This is a genomic window from Mesorhizobium sp. 2RAF45 (assembly GCF_052115225.1).
Taxonomy (GTDB): domain Bacteria; phylum Pseudomonadota; class Alphaproteobacteria; order Rhizobiales; family Rhizobiaceae; genus Mesorhizobium; species Mesorhizobium jarvisii.
Map to the genome: position 1 here is coordinate 21,962 of NZ_JBFRGG010000025.1, position 21,346 is coordinate 43,307.

The window sequence follows — 21,346 nt, forward strand, 5'->3', positions numbered from 1 at the left end:
ACACCGACGCGCGAGGACATGTGGCACAGGACAGCCAAACGCTTCATGGCGACGGCATCTCGGCCGTTATTGCAGAGCAAGGCGCCGAACTGGTTTCGCTGCAGGATGGGCGGGGATTTGAGTTTCTGTGGCAAGCCGGGCCGGAGTGGCGGCGCCATTCGCCGGTGCTGTTCCCCATAGTCGGCCGGCTGACGGGCGATCGGCTGCGCCATCGCGGCCAGACCTATCCGATGACGCAGCACGGCTTCGCCCGCGACAAACCGTTCACCTGGGAGGAGAGGGGACCCCACTCCTGCACGCTGGTGCTTACCGACAACGCCGACACCCGCGCGCACTACCCCTTCGCCTTTCGCCTTGCCGTGACCTACACGCTGGACCGACAGCAGCTTGGTGTGGCCTTCAAGATCACCAACACCGGTGACGAGCCGTTGCCGGCTTCGATCGGCGCGCATCCTGCATTCAACTGGCCGTTGCTGCCGGAATTGCCCAAGGAGGCCTATCGGCTGACCTTTTCCGACGACGAGCCGGCACCGATCCGCCGCCTGAAGGACGGCCTGCTGCTCTCGGAACCGCGGCCGACGCCCATCGATGGCAGGACGCTTGCGCTGTCCGAACGGCTGTTCGATGACGACGCCGTCATCCTGGACCGGCCAGCGAGCACCAGCGTGCGCTATGCGGCCGAGCGCGGTCCGGCGATCGAAATGTCATGGCAGGGAGTCGAGGATCTCGGCATCTGGTCCAAGCCCGGCGGCGCGCCCTTCCTGTGCATCGAACCCTGGCATGGCATAGCGAGCCCGACCGATTTCGATGGCGAATTCACTGACAAGCCCGGCGTGATGCTGATCGAACCGGGGGCGAAGCGTTCGCTGAGCTACCAGATCGGCCTGGAGCCGGGCCGGCGGTGACCGACCGACGGCCAACCGCAGAATCAACGCCTGGGAGCACCCAATGAAACTCGGCTTCATCGGCACAGGTGCGCTGACTTCAGCCATTGTCATCGGGCTCAAATCCCTCGATGGCGATCCGGTGTCGGTGGTGTTGTCGCCGCGCAACGAAGAGATCGCGGCGAAGCTCGCTTCCCGCTATCCGAATACACGCGTTGCCGCCGACAATCAGGAGGTGCTCGACGACTGCGATACCGTCATGCTGGCTGTCCGGCCGCAAGATGCCCATCAGGTGCTGCCTGAATTGAAATTTCGGCGCGACCATCACCTCATCAGCCTGATCGCCACGTTGTCGCACGAGGAGATAGCCGGCCTGACCGCACCGGCGAGCCGCGTGACCAAAGCGCTGCCCATGCCGATGATCGCCCGGCGGCTGGGGGCGACGATCATTTATCCGCCTGATCCGGACGTGACCGCGTTGTTCGGCGGACTGGGGAAGGTGATCGAGGTCGAGAGTTCCAGCGAGTTCGACGCGTTGAGCGTCGTGACCGCGACCTATGCCACCTATTTCAAGTACCTCGATACGATCCATCGCTGGCTGAAAGCGCATGATGTGCCGGACACCAAGGGGCGTGACTATATCGCCGCGCTCTTCACGGCGCTCGGGCACGCTCCGGAGACGGCGCCTGAGGCGGACTTCACGCATCTGGCGCAGGACTATGCGACCCGTGGCGGCATCAACGAGCAGGTCCTGAAGGAACTCACGGCCCGCAACGTCTTCGATGCGCTGGCGGAAAGCCTGGACGGCGTGCATCGGCGCATTTCAGCGGTTGGCGCCACCTGACGGGAAAGTTTTGCGATGGGTTTCAAACCTGCCGGGCGATGGTGCCGATCACGTTGACCAGAAGGCGCGCGGCGGTCTGGGCCGACAGGCCGTCAATGTCGGCCGGCGGATAGAGCTCGACAAGGTCGAATCCCGCGATCCTGGTCCGCTTGCCAACGCCCGCGATCAGGTCGATCGCCTGCGTGTAGGTGAGGCCGCCGGGCGTACGCGCCGCCACGCCCGGCATGATGCCGGGATCAAGGCTGTCGCAGTCGAAGGTGACGACCACCCGTGCGCCTTCCGGAATATGCCTGAGCGCCGCCTCCACGCCTTGTGCATGAACCTCGCGCGCGGTCACGAAACGGCTGCCGTAGTGCTGCGCCGCTTCGACTTCAGCAAGGCGCGCACTGCCGACGCTGCGCAGGCCAACCTGCACCATGCCCGCGACATGCGGCATCTCGCTCGCCCTTCGCATCGGGCTGGAATAGCCGTGGCGTTCTCCATGCACCTCGTCGCGCCAGTCGATATGGGCATCGATCTGCAGGATCCAGATCGGTCCGTGATCGGCAAAGCCGGCAAGGAACGGAATGACGACGGAATCGTCACCGCCGAGCAGGATCGGCACGGCCGGCAAGGCCAGGACCTCGCGCGTCCTCGCCTCGATCCGGGCCCTGTTTTCGGCATTGTCGTGCGGGATGGTCGAGATGTCGCCGGCATCGATGCAGCAGACCGGCTTGCCGTCGAACAACGGGCCGCCAAGATCGAAATCCCAGTGCCCGACAAGCGGGGCGTCATCCTGGCTGGCCGCACGGATGGCGTCGGCCGCCAACGCATGGCCACTGCTGTCCTTGCCGGGATAGGTGCTGCCGTGCCCGGCGCCGAAGATCACCGCACGAGGCGTACGGCCATCCGCGAGGCGATCGGGAAGGGCGAGGAATGATGGCGACATTTTCTTGGTGGTCCTTGATGGCACGGACTGGGGAAGTTACCGCGTAACACCGACTGCCGCAAAGCAGGTCGCCTAGCACGGCGCCTTCGATCATCCCTGAATTTTTTGCGATTATAGTCGATTGTCGTGCCGTCGATCTCGCGCTGGATCTGTTCCAGACGCTTCTCGACAGGCGGGCAGACTACTGCCCCGAAAAACGACCTACGTCATATTGGCAGACTCTTGTGAACTCCTTCACATACAAATTCGTGCGCGGCGTACAGGATATGCCAGAACAGAAAGTTACCCGCCCTTGCGAAAAGATCTTGCAGCAGAAATATAAGATCAAACGAGCAGGACGGTCTTCGCAGATAGGTAACTTTTCGTTCTAGTCGTAATTTGTGGTGGAACCAAACAAAGGAGATCAAAATGTATAAGATCATTACAGTTGCATCAGCATTGCTCATGCTTGCCGCGCCCGCGTTCGCGATCGACTCGACATTCGTGCACAGCCTTCGTGCCGACAATGGTGACTTCGAGGGCCCGGGACAGGTCAAGGGCCAACATCCATTGGCTTCAGGAGAAGCGGTGTATGGGTTCCAGACAGGATCGATCGGGTTGGCTGGTGGCGTTTCGAACTCCAATTGCATGGGGGTTAGCCCGCACCAGTATGACCCTGTCAGCCCCAATTGCCGCAACTGAGATACAAGTGGAGAGCGGTGGCTAGAGCTACCGCTCTCCCGCCTCGAGCGGGGAGTGACATTCCTACGGACTGTCAGGATCCGATTTGGCGGCTCTCATTCCGCCCTTGCGAAGTGGCGAACATCAGTTGTCGTTCTGTGACTCGGCCAGATGACGAAGGGCGCCGACGTTGGTTATTCGCAGGCCACCACGCTTGATTGCGATGATCGAGCGGTTGCGCCAACTGTTAAGCGTCTTGTTGACGGACTCTCGCGTGGCGCCCAGGAATTCCGCCAATTCAGACTGGGAAATCGGTATCCAGCCTGACCCATCCGCCATTACGCCAGCCAAGAAGACCAGTCGCTTTGCCAGCCTCGCCTCGATGCCGAAGAAAGCGTGATCCCCAAGTTCGCTGCTGATCCAACGCAGCCGTGTGCACAACAGCTCAATCATGGCCCGTGCCAGAGATGGGTTTTTTTCAATGCGATCGAAGAGTTGCGTCCGGCTGAGCGAGGCTAGATCGCAAGCGGTCAGACAGATGGCGGTTGCGGTGCGCGGGCGCCCGTCGAGCGCGCCAACCTCGCCGACCAGGCTGTGCGCAAGCTCGATATTGGCCACCAGCCTCTGGCCGCCCTGCGAATAGATCGATATCTCCACCGTCCCGCTCATCACCCCGTAAATGCGATCGGATGGATCTTCCTGAACGAAGAGATGCTGGCCTGCCGAGTAGCGTTCGACCTTGCAGCCGCTGAAAAGAAGATCGAATAGGCGTGGGTCAATCCGTGCAAGCCGCGGCAGATCATTTCCATCGTTCGCGTTGCCGGAGGCCATTTTGATTTCCAAATTGCCGCCTCGCTACCCCTGTTCGAGGATCTCCTCGATCGTGGGTGGGAGAAGCGTGGCGCTATGCATGGCGGAGATACCCATGAGGGTTTCGTGCTCGGCCGTCAGGGGCAGGGCGTCGATCGTGCGGTAGAGCCGATCGCGGTGTCCGGGATCAAGCTCACCGTGCTCGGTGAGTGTCTGGAAAGCCGCATGCGGAAACCCCGTCGCGGAGATCAGCGTCTGGATCAGCTTGGGTGTCGGCGGGTGTCCCTCCATCAACGCGACGAAACCAAGGAACGCGATAGGGTGATGGTGATGGATCCAGTAGTACTGCGCTCCCACCAGGCTCGCGACCGTGGGAGATGGTATGCGGCTCAGCGCCGTCGCCCGCTTCACACCCAGCAGTTCAAGGTCATCGAGCAGCAAGTCATCATGCCCCAACTCCTCCTTGACGTGCTCCTTCAGATATCTGGCCAGGCCGGATGCGGCAGGGTCAGCAGCCGCCATTTTGTCCGCCCGCTCCGCTGCTGCTTCGGTCAAGGGCACCGTTGCGCGGATGATTTGGTGCTGAGTGAGCAGGAACTGTGGCCAAAAGTCAGCAAGCCTCGGGTGCGTCACAAGGGTGCGGCATGACTGTGCGTACGGTTGAACCGCAAGATCGATCTTCCGCCGGAGGCGAATGCTCGGCGTAGTAGCGGCCCCAATCTCGATCCCGCTCATGCCGGCATCCCGGTGGTTAAGAAGCATCCCGGTGGTTAAGAAGCGCGGCTAATGAACCTTGATGACGACGTCGACATCTGCTTTCTCCAGGTCCTTCCGCAGCTTCCTCAAGAGGAGTATCTCGCCCCCCGAAAGGCTGGCAAACGTCTCCCAGGCGTCCTGTGGAAGGGCATCCGCCGAGACCTCCATGTCGTCGAGATACTTTTTGACGTGTGGTGGCAATTCTGTTGCCATCGCCCCACCCTCCAGTTATCTTAGACCATCCTAAAATATCCTAGACTAAGACGGGTCTGTCAAGAGAGCGGACTTGCCCTCCGTAAGGCCTGGCCGTACAGTCCATAGGCTAATGAGATATGCTCTTGGGAGCTTGATCTGTTCGACATGCGGATCTGCCAATGCAGCCGAATTGCAGTTCTGTGCGTCCTGTGAATCGCCGCTAACCCAACGAGCTTCCGGTGCCGCCGATACGCGCAAGGTGGTCACGGTCCTCTTCGCTGATATTGTCGACTCGACGGCGTTGGGAGACGAGCTCGATCCCGAGTCGCTTCGCAATCTCATGACCCAGTACTTTCGGGAGATGGGCGCGGTAATTCGTGGTCACGGAGGGACAACCGAGAAGTTCATCGGGGATGCGATCATGGCGGTGTTCGGCATCCCACTCCTGCATGAGGACGACGCGGTGCGTGCGGTTCGAGCCGCAGTTGCAATGCTTCGTGCGCTTCACCGGCTGAACGATGAGTTCGAGGCGCGTTGGGGAATCAGGATCGTGATCCGCATAGGTATGACCACGGGTGAGGTGATCGCCGGGGATCCCAGCCAGGGCGAAACTTTCGCGGTCGGAGACGCGGTCAACATTGCTGCTCGGCTCGAACAAGCTGCCGGGCCAGGGCAGGTCCTGATCGGAGACGCGACGTATCGGCTGGTCCGCGATGTCGCGATGACATCGCCGATCGAGCCGCTTCGCGTGAAGGGGAAGTCAGAGCCCGTGGCCGCCTGGAACCTCGTGGATGTGGCACCCGCGGCCCTCGCTGCCCGTGGTCTCGAATCCCCTCTTATCGGTCGCGACAAAGAAGTCGCCGCAATCGGCGAGATGTTCGAAAGGACGGTCAAATCGCGATTATGCGAAGTCGTAACGGTGATGGGCCCGGCGGGAATCGGCAAGTCCCGGCTGACGCGTGAATTTCTTCCCCGACTCGAAAGGACAACGATGGTCGTGGGGGGGCGATGCCTGCCATACGGCGAGGGGATTACCTTTTGGCCCATCATCGAGGTGCTAAAGGCCGCGGCGGGCATCACGGATAGTCACTCGCCCGACGATGCTCGCGCAAAGATTGGCAAATTGCTGGAAGGCCCCGATGCCGCGCTGGTCGTCGAACGCCTGTCGGCACTCATGGGCCTCACCCGCGCGACGCCTGGTGTTCAAGAGACGTTCTGGGCCGTGCGCAAGCTGTTCGGCAAGCTGGCGACGCATCGGCCATTGGTCGTTGTGTTTGACGACATTCACTGGGCCGAGCCGACGTTCCTCGATCTCCTCGAATATCTCGCCGATTCGTTGGGCGGCGTACCGGCGTTCTTCCTCTGCCTCGCTCGCCCTGAACTGCTCGAGGTCCGCGCCGGCTGGATGACTTCAAAGGCGAACGCGTCTCTCGTCACCCTGCGCTCGCTGAGTGATGCTCATACAGACAGCTTGATCCGGAACTTGCTCGGAGGAGCGGAGCTCGCGAACGATGCCCGCGCGCGGATCGCCGATGCCGCTGAGGGAAACCCTCTCTTCGTGGAGGAGACGCTGCGGATGCTGATCGACGACGGCTTGCTTATTGCCGTCGACGGAACGTGGACGGCGGCTGACCACCTATCGAGGCTGACGATTCCACCGACGATCAACGCCCTTATCAACGCGCGCCTGGACCGGCTCGGCGCCGAGGAGCGCTCTGTGATCGAACGAGCATCCGTGATCGGGCGCATCTTCTGGTGGGGGGCCGTCGAGGAGATGTCGCCAGAAGAGCAGCGGCCTCGCGTCGGCGGCCAGCTTCAGTCTCTGGCGAGAAAGCAGCTGATCCACCCGGATCGCTCGGATCTGGAGGAGGAAGATGCCTTTCGCTTCACTCACAGTCTTGTCGGGGACGCGGCCTACAATGGCATTCCGAAGGGCGTACGAGCCCACATGCATGAGCGTTTCGCTTCGTGGCTAGAGGCAAGGATGCGCGAGCGGGCCCGAGAGTACGAAGAGATCGTCGGCTACCACCTCGAGCGGGCCTACAGGTCTCTCGCGGAGCTCGGTCTATCGAACGAGCGCGTCGAGTCGCTGGCACGACGTGCGAGCGTGCCGCTGGCTTCTGCCGGGCAGCGCGCCTTCGCGCGGGGCGACATGCCCGCTGCGGTCAACATGCTGTCGCGCGCCATCTCGCTCGGCCCTCACGACGATCCTGGGCGACTCGCACTCTTGCCGGAGCTCGCATTTGCACTGCTGGAGACCGGCGACCTCGAGCGCACGCGTGGCGCCATCGCCCAGATGCGTGAGGCTGCGACCGCCTCCGCCGATCGTCGACTGCAAGCGCATGCGCTCATTCTCGATCTGTGGGTGCGCTTCCTGTCAGAGCCCGAGGGGTGGGCGGACGAGGCGTACCGAGAGGCACGGCAGGCCATGTCGATGTTCGAGCAGGAGAACGACGAGCACGGCTTGGCCAAGGGTTGGTCCTTGCTTGGCCTGTTTCATCTGACGAAATGCAATTTCGGCGCCTCTGAAGAGGCGTGGGAGAGCGCGGCGGCGCATGCGTTTGCAGCCGGCAACGACAGAGAATGGCTCGAGTCGCTCTCATGGGTGCCGCTTGTCGTGTGGGCGGGCCGTATGCCGGTCAAGGCGGCGATCGGCCGGTGCAAGGACGTGCTCGCCAGGGCGCAGGGTGATCGCAAGGCGATGTCGGCGGCGCTCTTCAGCTGGGGGAATCTCGAGGCGATGCGCGGCCGATTCGATGAAGCGCGGCAGTTGATAGCGCAGGCGAGGTCAATGGTCGAGGAAGTCGCACTGACCGTGTGGAGCGCGGGACCTCTTACTGAGATGAGCGCCCTGGCCGAGCTCTGGGCGGGCGACGCGGCAGCCGCCGAGCGGGAGCTTCGCTGGGGCGTAAGGACCCTTCAACGCACGGGCGAGTTCGCATGGTTGCCTACGATTGCCGGCATCCTCGCCCAGGCCATCTATGTCCAAGGCCGGTACGAGGAGGCCGAGGCGTTCGTTCGGTTGGGCGAGGGGATCGCCGGCAGTGACGACACGTACTCGCAAGGCCTGCTGCGATGCGTTCGGTCAAAGATCTCGGTCCGTGAGGGCGATGTGGAGGGAGCTCTCCGTATGGCCCGGGAGGCTGTCGCAATCGCGGAGCCGACGGACTTTCTGTTCCTCCAGTCGTTCGTCCTCGACGGTCTTGGTGAGGTTCTCCACATCGCCGGCCTCCCGGAGGAAGCGGATGCAGCGCTTGCGGGCGCTGTGCGCCTGTGCGCGCAAAAGGGCTTCGTCGTCGGTGCACGACAGGCTCGAGGGCGACGAAGAAAGCTCGCTCTGTAGGGCAGCCGCCATTTCCTCGTTTCGTCTCGGCCGCAACAGACTCCATTCGGTTGAATCTCGCAGGCTATCCGGGGCCGCGCGTGGACGAAGCGTGCGCATACAAAAGTCGCATAAGATAGATTATGGAACTTATGCGTTGGCCAGCATCTGGGAATTGCCGCTGCATGGGCTATGAACGGATTGGAACGCTGCTGATATTCGCCCCAAAGAGCAGAACACCTTCATGAGAGCCGTTCGTATCACGCTGATTCATAGGGAATTTCGATCACCATGCCGTCATAGGCCGGGGTGACGTTGGCCGGCACTTCGCCCTTGACCGTAGCATAGTCGAGCGGCACGTGCATGTGGGTCAGCACGGCATTCCTCGGTGTGAGCCTCTCGATCCAGCCGAGCGCCTGGCCGAGCGACAGATGGCTGGGATGGGGATTGTATTGCAGCGCGTCGATGACCAGCATCTCCAGGCCGCGCAGCCGCTCGGCCGTGGCGTCGGGAAAGTCGCTGATATCAGGGCAATAGGCCAGGCCACCGATGCGGAAGCCGAGCGAGATGATGTCGCCATGAATCTGCGGCAGCGGTTCAAGGGCGAGGGCACCCCCCTCGCCTTCGATGATCACAGGCTTTGCGTGGTCGATAATATGCGCCCGCACGATCGGCGGATAAGAACTGCCCGGCGGCGTCTCGAAGCAATAGCCGAACGCCTGCCGCAAGCGCAGCATCGTCGGCTGGTCGGCATGGATGTCGATCAGGTGGCGCTGCTCGAGCACATAGCCGCGCAGATCGTCGATGCCGTGGATATGGTCGGCATGTGGGTGCGTGTAGACGACCGCATCGATGCGTTTGACCGACGCAAGCAACATCTGTTCGCGGAAATCCGGCCCGGTGTCGATGACCACGGTGGTACGGCCGCCGTCGGCCGCAATCCGTTCGACCAGCGCTGCCGTGCGCATGCGCCGGTTCCTCGGATTGCTCGGGTCGCAATTGCCCCAGTCGCCGGTGATGCGCGGCGTACCTGGCGACGAGCCGCAGCCGAGAATGGTGAGGCGCAGCCGGTCGGTCATCGTTCAGGCGCTCAGTTCGGCAGGTCGCGGCATCTTGCCGAACAGGCGGAAGAAATTGTTCGTCGTCAGATCCGCGATTTCAGCTTCGCTGACACCAATCGTCTCCGCCAGCACCTTGGCGGTGTGCGCGACATAGGCCGGCTCATTGCGCTTGCCGCGAAACGGGATCGGCGCCAGATAGGGTGCGTCGGTTTCGACGAGCAGCCGGTCATGCGGCACATCGGCGGCGATAGCGCGCAGTTCGGCTGAGTTCTTGAAGGTCAGGATGCCCGAGAACGACACATAGCCGCCGAGCGAGACGCCCACCTCGGCCAGCCGGCGTCCGGAGGAGAAACAATGCAGGATGAAGGGGAAGGCGCCCTTGCCTGTTTCGTCCTCGAGAATGGCTGCCATGTCGTCATCGGCATCGCGCGAATGGATGACGAGAGGCAGGCCGGTCTGGCGAGCGGCGGCAATGTGATTGCGAAAGCCCTGCGCCTGCGCATCGCGCGGCGCCTTGTCGTAGAAATAATCCAACCCCGCTTCGCCGATTGCCACCACTTTCGGGTGTGCCGACAGGCGGATCAGTTCCGCCGACGTCACGTCCAACTCCTCTGCCGCATTGTGCGGATGGGTACCGACAGAGCAGTAGACTTCGTCGAAAGTTTCCGCGATTTCAAGTATTTGCTGAAACCGCTTCACCCGGGTCGAGATCGTCACCATGCGGCCAATTCCGGCCGCTTTGGCGCGAGCGACAATGGCCGCCCGCTCCTCGGCGAAATCTGGAAAATCCAGATGGCAGTGACTGTCGACAAGCATCAGGCGTTCGCGCTCGCCTGTTCGACGTAACGTGGAAACACGCCTTCCGGCACGGGCAATGCCGTGCCGGGCACAAGCGCGTGGTCGGCGTGCACATGTACGAAATCACGCTTGTCCGCGGGCACCGCCAGCAGGTCAAGCAGCTTCGCTGCCGATCCTGGAATGTAAGGCTGACTCAGAAGTGCGACGCGACGCACGATTTCGGCGGTGGTCCACAGCACCGTTTCCATGCGTTCCGGATCGGTTTTCTTCAGCGCCCATGGTGCCTGTCCAGCGAAGTATCGATCGGCTTCCGCCACCACATCGAAGATCGCCGCCAGTGCCAGATGAATGCCTTGCCCGGCCATGGCCTTGCGCGCGGTGGCGAGAGCGGTCACCGCCTGATCCAGGATGGCGCTGTCGGCTTCCGTCAAATCACCGCGCTTCGGCACCACGCCGCCGCAGTTCTTGGCGATCATCGACAGCGACCGCTGCGCCAGATTGCCGAGGCCATTGGCAAGGTCGGCGTTGGTGCGGTTGACGATCGCTTCATGGCTGTAGCTGCCATCCTGGCCGAACGGCACCTCGCGCAGGAAGAAGTAGCGCACCTGGTCGAGACCGTAATGCTCGATCATGGTGAACGGGTCGATGACGTTGCCGACCGATTTCGACATCTTCTCGCCACGGTTGAACAGGAAGCCGTGGCCGAAAACCCGCTTCGGCAGCGGGATGCCCGCCGACATCAGGAAGGCCGGCCAGTAAACCGCATGGAAGCGCACAATGTCCTTGCCGATGATGTGGGCATCGGCCGGCCAGAAGCGCCATTTATCATCGTTTTCATCGGGATAACCGACACCGGTGATGTAATTGGTCAACGCGTCGACCCAGACATACATGACGTGCTTCTCGTCGCCCGGCACCGGGACACCCCAGTCGAACGTGGTGCGCGAGATCGACAAATCCCTGAGTCCCGATTTGACGAAACTCATCACCTCGTTGCGGCGCTCGGCCGGGCCGATGAAGTCGGGCTGGCTTTCATAAAGCGCGATGAGCTTGTCCTGATAGGCCGAGAGGCGGAAGAAATAACTCTCTTCCTCGACCCATTCGACCGGCGTTCCCTGCGGCCCGTAGCGGACATTGTCGGGACGGACCTCCGTCTCCTCCTCGCCGTAATAGGCTTCGTCGCGCACCGAGTACCAGCCGGCATAGCCGCCCTTGTAGATGTCGCCATTGACGTCCATCGCCTTCCAGATCGCCTGCGAGGACGCATAGTGCCGATCTTCAGTGGTGCGGATGAAATCGTCGTTGGAGGCGTTGAGCGCGGTCGCCATGCGCTTGAAATCGGCCGCGTTGCGATCGGCCAGCTCGCGCGCCGAAATGCCTTCGCGCTTCGCCGTCTGCAGCATCTTGATGCCGTGCTCATCGGTACCGGTGAGGAAGAAGACCTGCTTGCCGTCGAGGCGCTGGAAACGCGCAAGCGCGTCGGTGGCGATCAACTCGTAGGCATGGCCGATATGCGGCTTGCCGTTCGGATAGGAAATCGCGGTCGTGATGTAGAATGTGTCGCGTGACATGAATGAACCGTCATGAATGTCTGAATGGAAGCCGTGGCGGTGGATATCGCATCGGAATGGCGATTGCCATCCCGGTGGAGACCGTCACATTCGCATCGCAGAATTCAGGCGGTCGATCATGGTCAAGGCGTGCTGCTTCTTGTCGAGATTGTAGGTGTCGGTCTCAGATATAGCGTCCAGCGCCTCGTGCCAAGTGTCCGACAATGTTTTCGCCCTTGCGAGGTCGCCGGCGAGCGCAGCCTGGCTTGCAGCATCCGATAAAAGGTCGAGCGCCCGGCGGTTGAAGATATCGAACTGGATCGCCTGGTCGCGGCCGGCGACGGCTTCAGCGAGCCGATAGGCGCCGCCGATGTCGCTCTTTCCCTTCGCCACCAGCGCATCGAGCGTCTCGGCGATCTCCAGCCCGCCATATTGCGTCAAAAGGATCGCGTTGCGGGCGCTGCCGCCTGCCCGCTCGACCAGTGCCGCCCGCGCGGCCGGATCGTCCGGCGGCGGCGGCTCGGCGGTTTCCAGCACACCCATCAACTCCTCGGCGTCGAGTGGCGTCAGGCGTATCACCTGGCAGCGTGAGCGGATCGTCGGCAGCAGGCTTCCCGGCGCATGGACGATGAGAATGAACAGCGTACGCGCCGGCGGCTCCTCAAGATTCTTCAGCAAGGCATTGGCGGCGTTGGCATTCATGTCGTCGGCCGGATCGACGATGACGACCCGATAGCTGCCGTCATGCGAGGTCATCGACAGGAAGCGACTGACCCTGCGGATCTCGTCGACGGTGACGACCGTCTTGAAGCTCTTGGTTTTGTCGTTCATCGGTCGGGTCAGGTGCAGCACGCCCGGATGCGCCCCGGTCGCGATCTGGCGAAACAGCGGCGAGGCCGGATCAGGACTGGCCAGGCGTTCCGGCGCCTGCTCGAAGGCCGGGTGCTTCAAGAGATGGTGCGCCAGGTGGAAGGCCAGCGTCGCCTTGCCGATGCCGACCGGCCCGGCGAAGATCAGCGCATGCGGCAGCTTTCCCGATCGATAGGCGGCGGCGAGCATCTCGGCCGCCCCCCTGTGCCCGACCAGACGGGGCGTTTCGGACGGTTCGGGCACGCCGTCCAGCGTGTCATGCTGTTCCGGCGCGATGCGTTCGAAGATCATACCGGTGCGGCCTGCCTGTTGCGCGCGGGCGCCCTCGCCTCCAGCGCCGCGAAGACGGCCGCGGTGACGACATCCTCCACCGTATTGGGATCGGCGGAGGCGTCAACGACGATGCAGCGTTCCGGCTCTGCCGCGGCGATCGCCAGAAAGGCCGCGCGGCGGGCCTGATGAATGGCCAGCGTCTCCTTTTCGAAGCGGTCGGGGTCGGCGTCGCTGCCGCGCCGCAGCGTCGCGCGCCTGAGGCCCTCGGCCGGATCGATATCGAAGATCAGCGTCATATCGGGCATCATGCCATTGATGGCGACCTGTTCCAGCGCGGCCATGAACGCCGGGTCGATCCCGCCGGTGACGCCCTGGTAGACGCGCGAGGAATCCAGGAAACGGTCGCAGAGCACGATGGAGCCGCGCTCGACCGCCGGCCGGATGACCTGTTCGACATGGTCGGAACGCGCGGCGGCGAAGAGCAGCGCTTCCATCTTCGGTCCGAATGGCTCGGCGGCACCCGAAAGCAGCACATGCCGAACCGCTTCGGCGCCCGGCGAGCCGCCCGGTTCGCGCGTCAGCAAGACATCATACTTCTTGGCGCGCATCTTTCTCGCCAGCCGCTCGATCTGCGTCGACTTGCCTGCGCCCTCGCCGCCTTCGAAGGTGATGAAAAATCCGCGCGCCAATCGAAAGGGCCTTTGTCCAGGTGGATTGTTGCGCACTAGATAGTCCGGGTTCGGGAAAACGTCCATGCCGTCGGTGCTATCGCAGCCAGCCGATCGCCAGTTCCTTGACGGCATCGAGCGCGCGCTGCGGCAATGTGCCGACGCCGATCGATTCGGCAGCGAAAAGCGGTGTCTCCTGGCTCAGCGTGTCGCCGATCCAGACGCGCAGCGCACCCACCGGCTGCCCCTCCTCCACGGGTGCCGCAACCGGCCCGGTGTAGACGATCCTGGCCGTCAGCTTGTCGCGGTTGGTGATCGGCAGGAAGATGTCGATCGGCCCTTTTGCCTTCAGCGTCACGCCGGATTTCGCACCGCCAAAAACCTGGGCCTCCCCGACCACCTCGTCCTTGGCGAAGATCTCGGTCTTCTCGAAGGAGCGCGCGCCCCAGTCGAGCAGCTTGCGCGCCTCCTCGGCACGCTCCTTGTCGTTGGCCAATCCGCTCATCGCCATGATCACCCGCGTGCCGTTGTGGCCGACCGAAGCGACAATACCGAAGCCCGAGACCTCGCTCGCGCCGACAGCAAGACCGTCGGCCCCGATGTCCATGGCCAGCAACGGATTGCGGTTCCTCTGCGAGATCTTGTTCCAGGTGAAATCCTTCAGCCCGTAGTAGCGATAGAAATCCGGATAATTGCGCCACAAATGCAGCGCCAGCAGCGCCAGCTCGCGCACCGTCGTCTGCTGGCCGTCTGCCGGCAGGCCGGTCGAATTGACGAAGGTCGATGTCTTCAGCCCGATCTGGCGGGCACGCTCGGTCATTTGCGCGGCAAAACTGTCCTCGGATCCGGCCATGCCTTCGGCAATGACGATGCAGCCGTCATTGGCCGCCTGCACGGTCACGCCCTGGATCAGATCCTCGAGCCGGATCGACGATTTGAGCTTGGCAAACATCGTCGATGTGCCCGATGGCGCGCCGCCCTTGCGCCAGGCGTTTTCGCTGACCACGAACGTGTCGTCGAGCTTGAGGCGCCCGGACTTGATGGCGTTGAAAACCACCTCCATGGTCATCAGCTTGGCCATCGAGGCCGGCGGGATCGGCTTGTCGGCGTCTTTCGAGAACAGCACCGTACCGGTGTCGGCATCGATCATGAAGGCCTGCGTGGCCTTGGTCTCGAAAAGCTGCGCTTGAGCTGGTACGAGGCAAAGCAGCAGCAAAGCCAGTCCCAGAAAGCCGGCAAATGGCGGAAAGGCGCGCAACTGCATGAAATCTCGACCCGTTTGCCGGTTTTGGCACAGCCAAGCTATCAGGGTTTTTTCCGCCGGATCAACCGCCCGGGCAAAATAGGTCAGTTGCGCACAGCCAGTGCATCGGGTGCGCCGTGCGACCATGCCGCCTGCAGCAATTCGTCCAGGCCGCCATGGCCGTTCGGATAGAGATTGACCGCGTACCAGTCATTGCCGTCGAGGTCGGAACGCTGGATTTCCGTTCGGCCGAAGGGCTGAAGTGCCGTTGCCACGCGCTTGGCTTCGGTGGCGTCGTCGAACGTGCCGGCGGCGACATAGTCGGCACTGGACGGTGACGCCTGCGGATTGGATTTTTTCCACGACCGCAGGATATCGGCGGGCGACATGCCGCTGTCATCCAGCGCGGCAAAGACGTCGGCGCGGTGCACGCGTTCATCCGCGTAGGACAGCGAGGCCACAGCGAACGGCGACTGCGGCGGCAGGCCGATCTCCGGACGCTCCGGCACGATCGGTCCGAAATCGGGCAGTGCCAGATCGCCGAAAGCCGGTGCCTGCGCCGACAGGGACGGCTGCACGGCCTGACCGGAATCCGTCAGCTGACCGGGGAACGGCACGGCGGCCGCGCCCACCGGCAGGCTTGGCGACGGTCCGTTCATGGCCACCATGACGCCGGTTGGCAGGCCGTCCGACGGATCCGGAATCCTGTTGCCCGGATGGTAGGAGGCCATCAGATACTGGTCGTCATTGCCGTCGAGCGGCGCACGACCGACATATTCGACCTTGACCTTGGCGGTGCCGACCTTGTCGTAGTCGAGCATCTGCGCCGCGCGCTCGGAGACGTCGATGATGCGGCCCTCATGATACGGCCCGCGGTCGTTGACGCGCACGATGACCGAACTGCCGGTTTCGAGGTTGGTGACGCGGGCGTAACTCGGCAGTGGCATGGTCGGATGCGCGGCGGTCAGTTGCGCCGTGTCATAGACTTCGCCATTGGCGGTCAGCCGGCCATGGAAGGCGTCGCCATACCAGGAGGCCAGACCGACCTTGGCGTAGTGCCGGTCTTCCTTGGGATAGTACCACTTGCCGCGCACCTGGTAAGGCTTGCCGAGCTGGTCACGACCGCCGCCGCGCCGCATGAAATTGACGCGCGGGCTCGCCTTCACGCCATATTCGGTTTCGGCGAAATATTCCTTGGAGCGATGCTTGGGATTGACCATCGCCTTCGGCTCAGGCTGCGACGCGCAAGCCGCCAGCAAGGCAGCCGACGCAGCAAGCAGCGTGAGCGTGGAAGCGCGACGAAGACGCTGATGCGTCGTAGCCTGCATTATCCTGAAATCCCCTACAGTCTCAATCAAGACGCCGTCGTTTGAACAGCAGAGGAGCCAAAGCACTCCCTCGACAATGCCAACGACGCCTTGAACCCCGATCCTTTGTGCACAGGAATTGTTTATCACGGTATTAATCGATTGTGGCCGGAACCGGGCAAGATTGTGGCGTCTCCCCTGCTGCGCGGGTTGGTGAAGGAACATGCGCGGCCACGCATGCCGGTTGACAGGCCTTTGCCGGGCACACTAGAGCAGTCGAATGTGATGGACAGTCACTGGAGGGATGGCCGAGCGGTTTAAGGCACCGGTCTTGAAATTCGCTCGCCGCCGTACCGCCCCTTACCGTTCCATCCTGTCAAGTCCTTGCCTGTCAAGGCGTTCCGCCTCATGGGCGTGCCCATTGTGCGAGACTGTCCCGCCCGATACCGTAGCGTTGCGTTGCAAAAATCGTAGCAGAGCGTTCGCCGGCTGTTCCGTGCGACATGAGATGCCAACATGACAGAACTGGTTTTTACTGCTGAGGAAGAGGCGAGGTATCGCGCAGATCTGTCGCTGTCCACAGACAAGGATGGCAAGACAGTTCTCGCCGGGCTGACGCTCGATGAATCCATCTGGCTTGTCGGACACAATCGCAGGGACGTCCACTATCGCACCGGTGGCAGCGGCGAGCGGCCGACGTTAGACGATAAGCGACGGGCAGTTGAACTGCGTGAAAAGCATGAACAGGCTCGCCTGCGTACGATCGGTTTTCGGAACCACGTTCTCCGGCCGAAGAAAACCTAAGCTGTTCGCCGCCTCACGGCCTGCCGATGCCGCGCCGCACATGACAGGCCGCAATATTTCGAGCGTTTCACGCCCATGAAGCCCTTGCCGCAGAACTCGCACGTCTTGGGAATGCCGCCCACGGACCGGCAGTCATCGCAGCAGAACACAGCCTGAGGGTATAGCTCCACCGGCACCTGCCCGCCGCAGCTTCGGCATGGCGGGCGGATGGCCCTCGCCTTCCGGCTTGCCGCCTTCTTGGCGTCGTTGTGGTGGTCATTGCGGCATTGCTTCGAGCAATAGAGCTTGGTTGACAGCTTCGCCGCCGGGATGGCCCTACCGCAGCGCCGGCATGGCGGTCGGTTCCTCTTGGCCTCGAGGACGGCCTCCGCCTCCATCCGGTGATAATCGCGCTGCCCGCATTGGGCGGTGCAATAGACGCGCCTGGAGGCGTGCGGCTTGTCCCGGTCGATCAGGGCGCCGCAACCGGGACATGGATCATCAAAGTCTTGCCGCGAGAGCATAAGCCGATTCCTCGGAGGCTTCCTTGCGGCGATTCCACAGCGCATGGTGAGCCTGGGCGCAGTGCTGGCCGCAGAACTTCCGATGATCATCCGGCAGCGGCCCATGGCATTGAACGCAACGCGTCCGCTCGATTAGGGCGCCGGCTCCGAGTTGCACATATTCGGGTTGCCCTTCAGCCCATGGCGGGCGCCTGGCGCCGATGAGCCGCATCGCCTCGCCCACAATGTCGGCGGCCGTGGCGTCTGCCTCGTGCCAACCCCATCCCTTCAGGCATAGGCGCGAGCGGATGCTATAGCGGCACGTCGCCTCGAAGGCGAAGGGAGTAGGATCTCCGGCGTTCAGGATGGTGGCAACGATCGAGACCATGTGCCGGCGCCGATCGCGGTTGATCGCGCGCGGTCGTACCTTCGGCAGAGGCTTCGCTTCCGGCGCGGGCGTCCAAGGCAGGCGCGAAAGCATGGTTCACCTCGTTTGCGCGGCGGGAGCCCAATCCAGTTTTGCAAGCGCATCTGCCACGGCGCCAGGGTCGAGCCCGGCTTCCTTGGCCTGTGCCAGCCCTTGAATGAGGGTTGTGAAGGCGCGGGCCGAACCGCCAGCATCGAAGGCCTGAAGCGGCGTCATCACGTCGATTGAGACGGTAGCGCCGAGCTTTTCGGTGGCTTCCTCGGCAAGTGCCTCGGCGATCGGTTGCAGCGTCCATTGGCACAGATGGCGCTGCGCTTCCCGCACGAGCGGCCCTTGTGCGGCCGAGTCGAACAGAGCGGGCAGAACACCGAAGGCCCCAGCAATGGCATTGCGGGCAGCAGAGAGCGTTTCGGCTGTCATCGAGTTCGACATGTCGGGAGACAGGCTGGAAGGCCTCCAGTCGACCGCTGGAGCCGGTCCACCGGCAGCACCCACGTTCACGCTCTCGCGTAGCAGGACGCGGCCACGCTGCCCACGGAAGGACCGGGCGAGCGACGTGTTGTCAGTTTCCGGTTGCTCGGGCATGGGAACGACTTGCGAGCCGAGCGGTGCATTCTCGAAGACTTCGGCCAGCGAGCTTTCCACCGCCTGCAATAAGCTCGCGGTGAGGCTTGACCGGCGTAGGGGTGCCGTGCCGAGCCAGGGCGCGGCAGGATCGGCGCCGATGCGAAGATGAAGCACCTCGCCGGCAAGAGCCGTTTGCGTGGTGCCGCCACCGGCTTCCGAGACAGAGACACGGTATGCGCTCGGCCGGCCGTTGCGGGTTCGAAGATCCCAGTCGCTGCAGGGAACAAGCCCGTCGCGGATCAGGAAGAGCGCCTCGCCCCGCAAGGCGAGCGAGCGGCCAAGCATCGCCATGGTGCGCCGGTTTAGGATGTTCGTGCCCTGCACGGTGGCCAGGCCGAAGCCGTTCTCCCACAAGCTGATGCAGGATTGCGACGTGGCGGTGAGTTCGGCAATGCCGCCCCGGCCGCTGATGTACGATTCGCGCGCGGCTATGATTTCCGCGGTGAAGCCGGACGCTGAGGAACGTTTCTCGATCTTGCGCTTGAACGGCCACATTTCACGCCCTCCGATAAGGGCGCAGCAGATCGCCAGCGCCGGAATTTGACATTGCCTCGGCCGCCCATGACGCCGAGCGGCTTTTTTCGACCGTGACGGAACCGGCGGTCACGCGTTCGGAAGTAAGGCCGGGTGAGCCCTTCAGGGTCGCGGCCATGTACTCGGCAAGCCGCCGGAAGGCCTCCTCGATGGTCGCAGGCGCGGTTGCGGGCGAATCCGTGCTCCCGGCCGTGCCGGTGAAACGATAGGTGCCACCTGGCAGGCAGTAGCCGCCGAGCGGCGAAGCATCGAGATCGACGGCGACATAGTTCATGTCGAACCGGTCCCACCGCTCGACCGTGGTGATCGTGGCAGGGGTCAACGGCGGATGCCATTCGCCGCAGCCTTCAACGATCCAACTCACGGCCCTTTCTGTGAAGCGATGCGCGGTATACGCCTCAATGCGCTGCCAGATCATCTCCGCGTCGAGCGCGTCAGCCGCAGGCGTCAAGCCGGCCGGCGAAGCGGGATAGCTCGCCGGCAGGTCTTCGGACTGTTTGAGCGTGATCGCGGTCATCAGGCTCTCCAGCGGTTGAGGGCGCGCTGCAGGCCGGCGTCGGCCGGTTCCCGGAAGGGACGATGCCTTGCCTGAACAACGGTCCCCTCATAGGCCGGCCAGGACTGAACGACGCTGATTTCGTGAAGGACGATGTTGGAGAGTTGGCGCCGATCGCCCTGCCAGCGCTCGCCGTCCTTGCCGATGGTGAAGCCGAAGGATGCCCCGCCAATGTCGCCACGTTCGGCCAAGGCCAGCATATCGCGGCCGGCGCCTGTGTCGGGAACGTCCAGTTCGAAGGCAAGGCCCCGGCTATCTTCCGACAGCCGAAGCGTGCCGCTGCGCGTCCTTGCCAGCACAGCGCGCGGATCGTGGTCGGCAAGGGCGAGGATATCCCGCCCCTCCCGCAACGTGTTGGTGAACGCGCCGGGCAGGATTGTCTCCGTGAAGTCGGCAATGCGCGTATCCTGGCCGAAGACGGCGGCATAACCCGCCAGCTTCCGGCCAATTGCCCGCAACTCGATTCCTACCCGGCGTTCCATTTACTGAATGTCCGTCAGGAGTTCGAGCTGCGCCGGACGGGCAACCGTCACGTCCATGGTTGCCAGCGCCGTGAGGCGAAGGCCGCCCGATGCCGCGTCCGAGTACGGATCGCGGATCAGGTCGACCGCGCCCCAGGTGCCAACAAAGATCGGCGCCACGCCGCCGGCTGAAGTCGTGAGCAGCGCCACCACCTCATCCGGTGAGTTGCCGGTCGCCGGCAGGGCGTTGGCCGAAATGGCGATGTTGCTTGCCGGGATGTTGGCAAGCAGGCGATCCCATTCCGAAACGGCCGTGTTGGTGATCAGTGCGCCGTCGAGCTTTCCCCAAAGGGTGGGCGTGATCGCGAGATTGACCGAGCCGGGAGCGGAGACAGCATAGTTTCCCATGAACCGGATAACCGCGCTCCGGAACGCTGACCAGGAAGCCGCCGCATTGACGGCGGTCGCAGTGATTCCGTAGGTGGAGTAGCCGGTGACGACGCCGAGCGGTTCCCCACCGGAGCCCGCGCCCTGGAAGACAGCCGCATCGAGCTTCGCGGCAATGGCGCCGTTCATGTCGCGGCGCACTGCCTGCTCCAGCGCATCGCCGGACTGCTTCAAGGCCTTGCGGGTGATTTTCATCTGGATGCCGAGCGTGTTGTTCGGCGCCAGTTGCCGGTCGGTCGTGGCGAAGACAGTTGGACCGGCCACGCTGCCGGTTTCCGTTGCCGCCCAGCCGGCGGTTACGCTCGACGTGACCACCGGCCATTCCTGCAGCCCGCTGTCGATATTGATCATTTGCGCGCCCATCCGCCCGGCAACGCTGTCGGGGAACAGGCGGTCGATGATCGGCATGGTCTGGATCGGGTTTGGCGTGCCGCTGGCGATGGTCTCGCCGACGCGGAGTTCCAGGGCCTGCCACGGCACGGGAACGCCACGATAACCGCCCTTGGTGCGCAGTTCCTGCACGATCTCGGCCGTCGGGCCGGAAAGCGCCTTGCCCTCATCGAGGAGCAGCGCAATCTGGCGCATTTCGAACCGGTTGATCATGGCGGCAAATTCCCTGTCGCCACGGGTCTCGAGGTCCGCACCGGCTTCGCGCCGTTCGGTATCTTCGGCGGTGAGCGCCGCGCGATAACGGGTTTCGTTCGAGCGGTACTCGGTGTCGAGTTCGCCCATTTTCCTGGTTTCGTCGTCGCTCGGCTTTTCCTTGCCGGCCAGTTCGGCCAAGGCCTGGCGGATCTCGCTCTGCCGGCGCTGGATTGTCACGGAAGTCAGCATGTCGA

General features: G+C 63.2%; 21 protein-coding genes. 5 read left to right on the top strand and 16 right to left on the bottom strand.

Going from position 1 to position 21,346, the window contains the following annotated elements; all coding sequences use genetic code 11:
• The first annotated feature begins 20 nt into the window (after positions 1-20).
• Positions 21-905, top strand: a complete 885-nt coding sequence (locus AB4Z43_RS32845) for an aldose 1-epimerase family protein (protein WP_441940861.1) — start codon at positions 21-23, stop codon at positions 903-905.
• Between the two features lie 43 nt (positions 906-948).
• Positions 949-1,728: a pyrroline-5-carboxylate reductase gene (locus AB4Z43_RS32850; RefSeq protein WP_019858045.1), complete on the top strand. Its 780-nt coding sequence runs from the start codon at positions 949-951 to the stop codon at positions 1,726-1,728.
• A 22-nt stretch (positions 1,729-1,750) separates the two neighbouring features.
• Here AB4Z43_RS32850 and AB4Z43_RS32855 read toward each other — a convergent pair whose 3' ends face one another.
• Positions 1,751-2,656: an agmatinase gene (locus AB4Z43_RS32855; protein ID WP_441940863.1), complete on the bottom strand. Its 906-nt coding sequence runs from the start codon at positions 2,654-2,656 to the stop codon at positions 1,751-1,753.
• 408 nt (positions 2,657-3,064) lie between these two features.
• Between AB4Z43_RS32855 and AB4Z43_RS32860 the strand changes: the two genes are divergently transcribed.
• A complete protein-coding gene (locus AB4Z43_RS32860; protein ID WP_019858047.1) occupies positions 3,065-3,337 on the top strand; it encodes a hypothetical protein in 273 nt (90 codons plus the stop codon).
• A 123-nt stretch (positions 3,338-3,460) separates the two neighbouring features.
• Here AB4Z43_RS32860 and AB4Z43_RS32865 read toward each other — a convergent pair whose 3' ends face one another.
• The 3 genes from AB4Z43_RS32865 to AB4Z43_RS32875 are packed head-to-tail and all read right to left on the bottom strand — an operon-like array spanning position 3,461 to position 5,095.
• On the bottom strand, positions 3,461-4,147 hold the full coding sequence (locus AB4Z43_RS32865; protein WP_441940865.1) for a Crp/Fnr family transcriptional regulator: 687 nt from the start codon (positions 4,145-4,147) through the stop codon (positions 3,461-3,463).
• A gap of 24 nt (positions 4,148-4,171) precedes the next feature.
• A complete protein-coding gene (locus tag AB4Z43_RS32870; RefSeq protein ID WP_223217735.1) occupies positions 4,172-4,861 on the bottom strand; it encodes an iron-containing redox enzyme family protein in 690 nt (229 codons plus the stop codon).
• A gap of 48 nt (positions 4,862-4,909) precedes the next feature.
• Positions 4,910-5,095 (bottom strand): hypothetical protein, encoded by a 186-nt coding sequence (locus tag AB4Z43_RS32875; protein WP_019858052.1) that lies wholly within the window; start codon positions 5,093-5,095, stop codon positions 4,910-4,912.
• Positions 5,096-5,336: 241 nt separating this feature from the next.
• On the opposite strand from AB4Z43_RS32875, the gene AB4Z43_RS32880 reads away from it, so the two are divergent.
• On the top strand, positions 5,337-8,420 hold the full coding sequence (locus AB4Z43_RS32880) for an ATP-binding protein (RefSeq protein WP_441940867.1): 3,084 nt from the start codon (positions 5,337-5,339) through the stop codon (positions 8,418-8,420).
• A 239-nt stretch (positions 8,421-8,659) separates the two neighbouring features.
• Here AB4Z43_RS32880 and AB4Z43_RS32885 read toward each other — a convergent pair whose 3' ends face one another.
• The 7 genes from AB4Z43_RS32885 to AB4Z43_RS32915 form a co-directional block, all read right to left on the bottom strand.
• Positions 8,660-9,478 carry an MBL fold metallo-hydrolase gene (locus AB4Z43_RS32885; protein WP_441940869.1) on the bottom strand — a complete coding sequence of 273 codons (819 nt, stop codon included), beginning with the start codon at positions 9,476-9,478 and terminating at the stop codon, positions 8,660-8,662.
• Positions 9,479-9,481: 3 nt separating this feature from the next.
• Positions 9,482-10,276 (bottom strand): TatD family hydrolase, encoded by a 795-nt coding sequence (locus AB4Z43_RS32890; RefSeq protein WP_019858055.1) that lies wholly within the window; start codon positions 10,274-10,276, stop codon positions 9,482-9,484.
• On the bottom strand, positions 10,276-11,829 hold the full coding sequence (gene metG / locus AB4Z43_RS32895) for a methionine--tRNA ligase (protein WP_441940871.1): 1,554 nt from the start codon (positions 11,827-11,829) through the stop codon (positions 10,276-10,278). The genes AB4Z43_RS32890 and metG overlap by 1 nt, the downstream gene beginning before the upstream one ends.
• Before the next feature lie 84 nt (positions 11,830-11,913).
• Positions 11,914-12,969 (bottom strand): DNA polymerase III subunit delta', encoded by a 1,056-nt coding sequence (locus AB4Z43_RS32900; protein ID WP_441940873.1) that lies wholly within the window; start codon positions 12,967-12,969, stop codon positions 11,914-11,916.
• Positions 12,966-13,640, bottom strand: coding sequence for a dTMP kinase (gene tmk / locus AB4Z43_RS32905; RefSeq protein ID WP_019858058.1), 675 nt, complete (start codon positions 13,638-13,640; stop codon positions 12,966-12,968). Before tmk ends, AB4Z43_RS32900 begins: the two co-directional genes overlap by 4 nt.
• A 76-nt stretch (positions 13,641-13,716) precedes the next feature.
• Complete coding sequence (locus tag AB4Z43_RS32910) at positions 13,717-14,883, bottom strand: D-alanyl-D-alanine carboxypeptidase family protein (protein ID WP_441940875.1); 1,167 nt, start codon at positions 14,881-14,883, stop codon at positions 13,717-13,719.
• A gap of 83 nt (positions 14,884-14,966) precedes the next feature.
• On the bottom strand, positions 14,967-16,190 hold the full coding sequence (locus AB4Z43_RS32915) for a septal ring lytic transglycosylase RlpA family protein (protein WP_441940877.1): 1,224 nt from the start codon (positions 16,188-16,190) through the stop codon (positions 14,967-14,969).
• A 495-nt stretch (positions 16,191-16,685) separates the two neighbouring features.
• Here AB4Z43_RS32915 and AB4Z43_RS32920 point away from each other — a divergent pair, with 495 nt between their 5' ends.
• Positions 16,686-16,973, top strand: coding sequence for a hypothetical protein (locus AB4Z43_RS32920; protein ID WP_441940879.1), 288 nt, complete (start codon positions 16,686-16,688; stop codon positions 16,971-16,973).
• 480 nt (positions 16,974-17,453) lie between these two features.
• Here AB4Z43_RS32920 and AB4Z43_RS32925 read toward each other — a convergent pair whose 3' ends face one another.
• The 5 genes from AB4Z43_RS32925 to AB4Z43_RS32945 are packed head-to-tail and all read right to left on the bottom strand — an operon-like array spanning position 17,454 to position 21,341.
• Positions 17,454-17,936: a hypothetical protein gene (locus tag AB4Z43_RS32925; RefSeq protein WP_441940880.1), complete on the bottom strand. Its 483-nt coding sequence runs from the start codon at positions 17,934-17,936 to the stop codon at positions 17,454-17,456.
• 3 nt (positions 17,937-17,939) lie between these two features.
• The gene (locus AB4Z43_RS32930; protein ID WP_441940882.1) at positions 17,940-19,004 is read right to left on the bottom strand and encodes a phage portal protein; all 1,065 of its coding nucleotides are present in this window, start codon (positions 19,002-19,004) and stop codon (positions 17,940-17,942) included.
• A gap of 1 nt (position 19,005) precedes the next feature.
• Positions 19,006-19,560 carry a hypothetical protein gene (locus AB4Z43_RS32935; protein ID WP_441940884.1) on the bottom strand — a complete coding sequence of 185 codons (555 nt, stop codon included), beginning with the start codon at positions 19,558-19,560 and terminating at the stop codon, positions 19,006-19,008.
• Positions 19,560-20,081 (bottom strand): HK97 family phage prohead protease, encoded by a 522-nt coding sequence (locus tag AB4Z43_RS32940; RefSeq protein ID WP_441940886.1) that lies wholly within the window; start codon positions 20,079-20,081, stop codon positions 19,560-19,562. The genes AB4Z43_RS32935 and AB4Z43_RS32940 overlap by 1 nt, the downstream gene beginning before the upstream one ends.
• Positions 20,082-21,341 carry a phage major capsid protein gene (locus AB4Z43_RS32945; RefSeq protein ID WP_441940888.1) on the bottom strand — a complete coding sequence of 420 codons (1,260 nt, stop codon included), beginning with the start codon at positions 21,339-21,341 and terminating at the stop codon, positions 20,082-20,084.
• Positions 21,342-21,346: the final 5 nt, after the last annotated feature.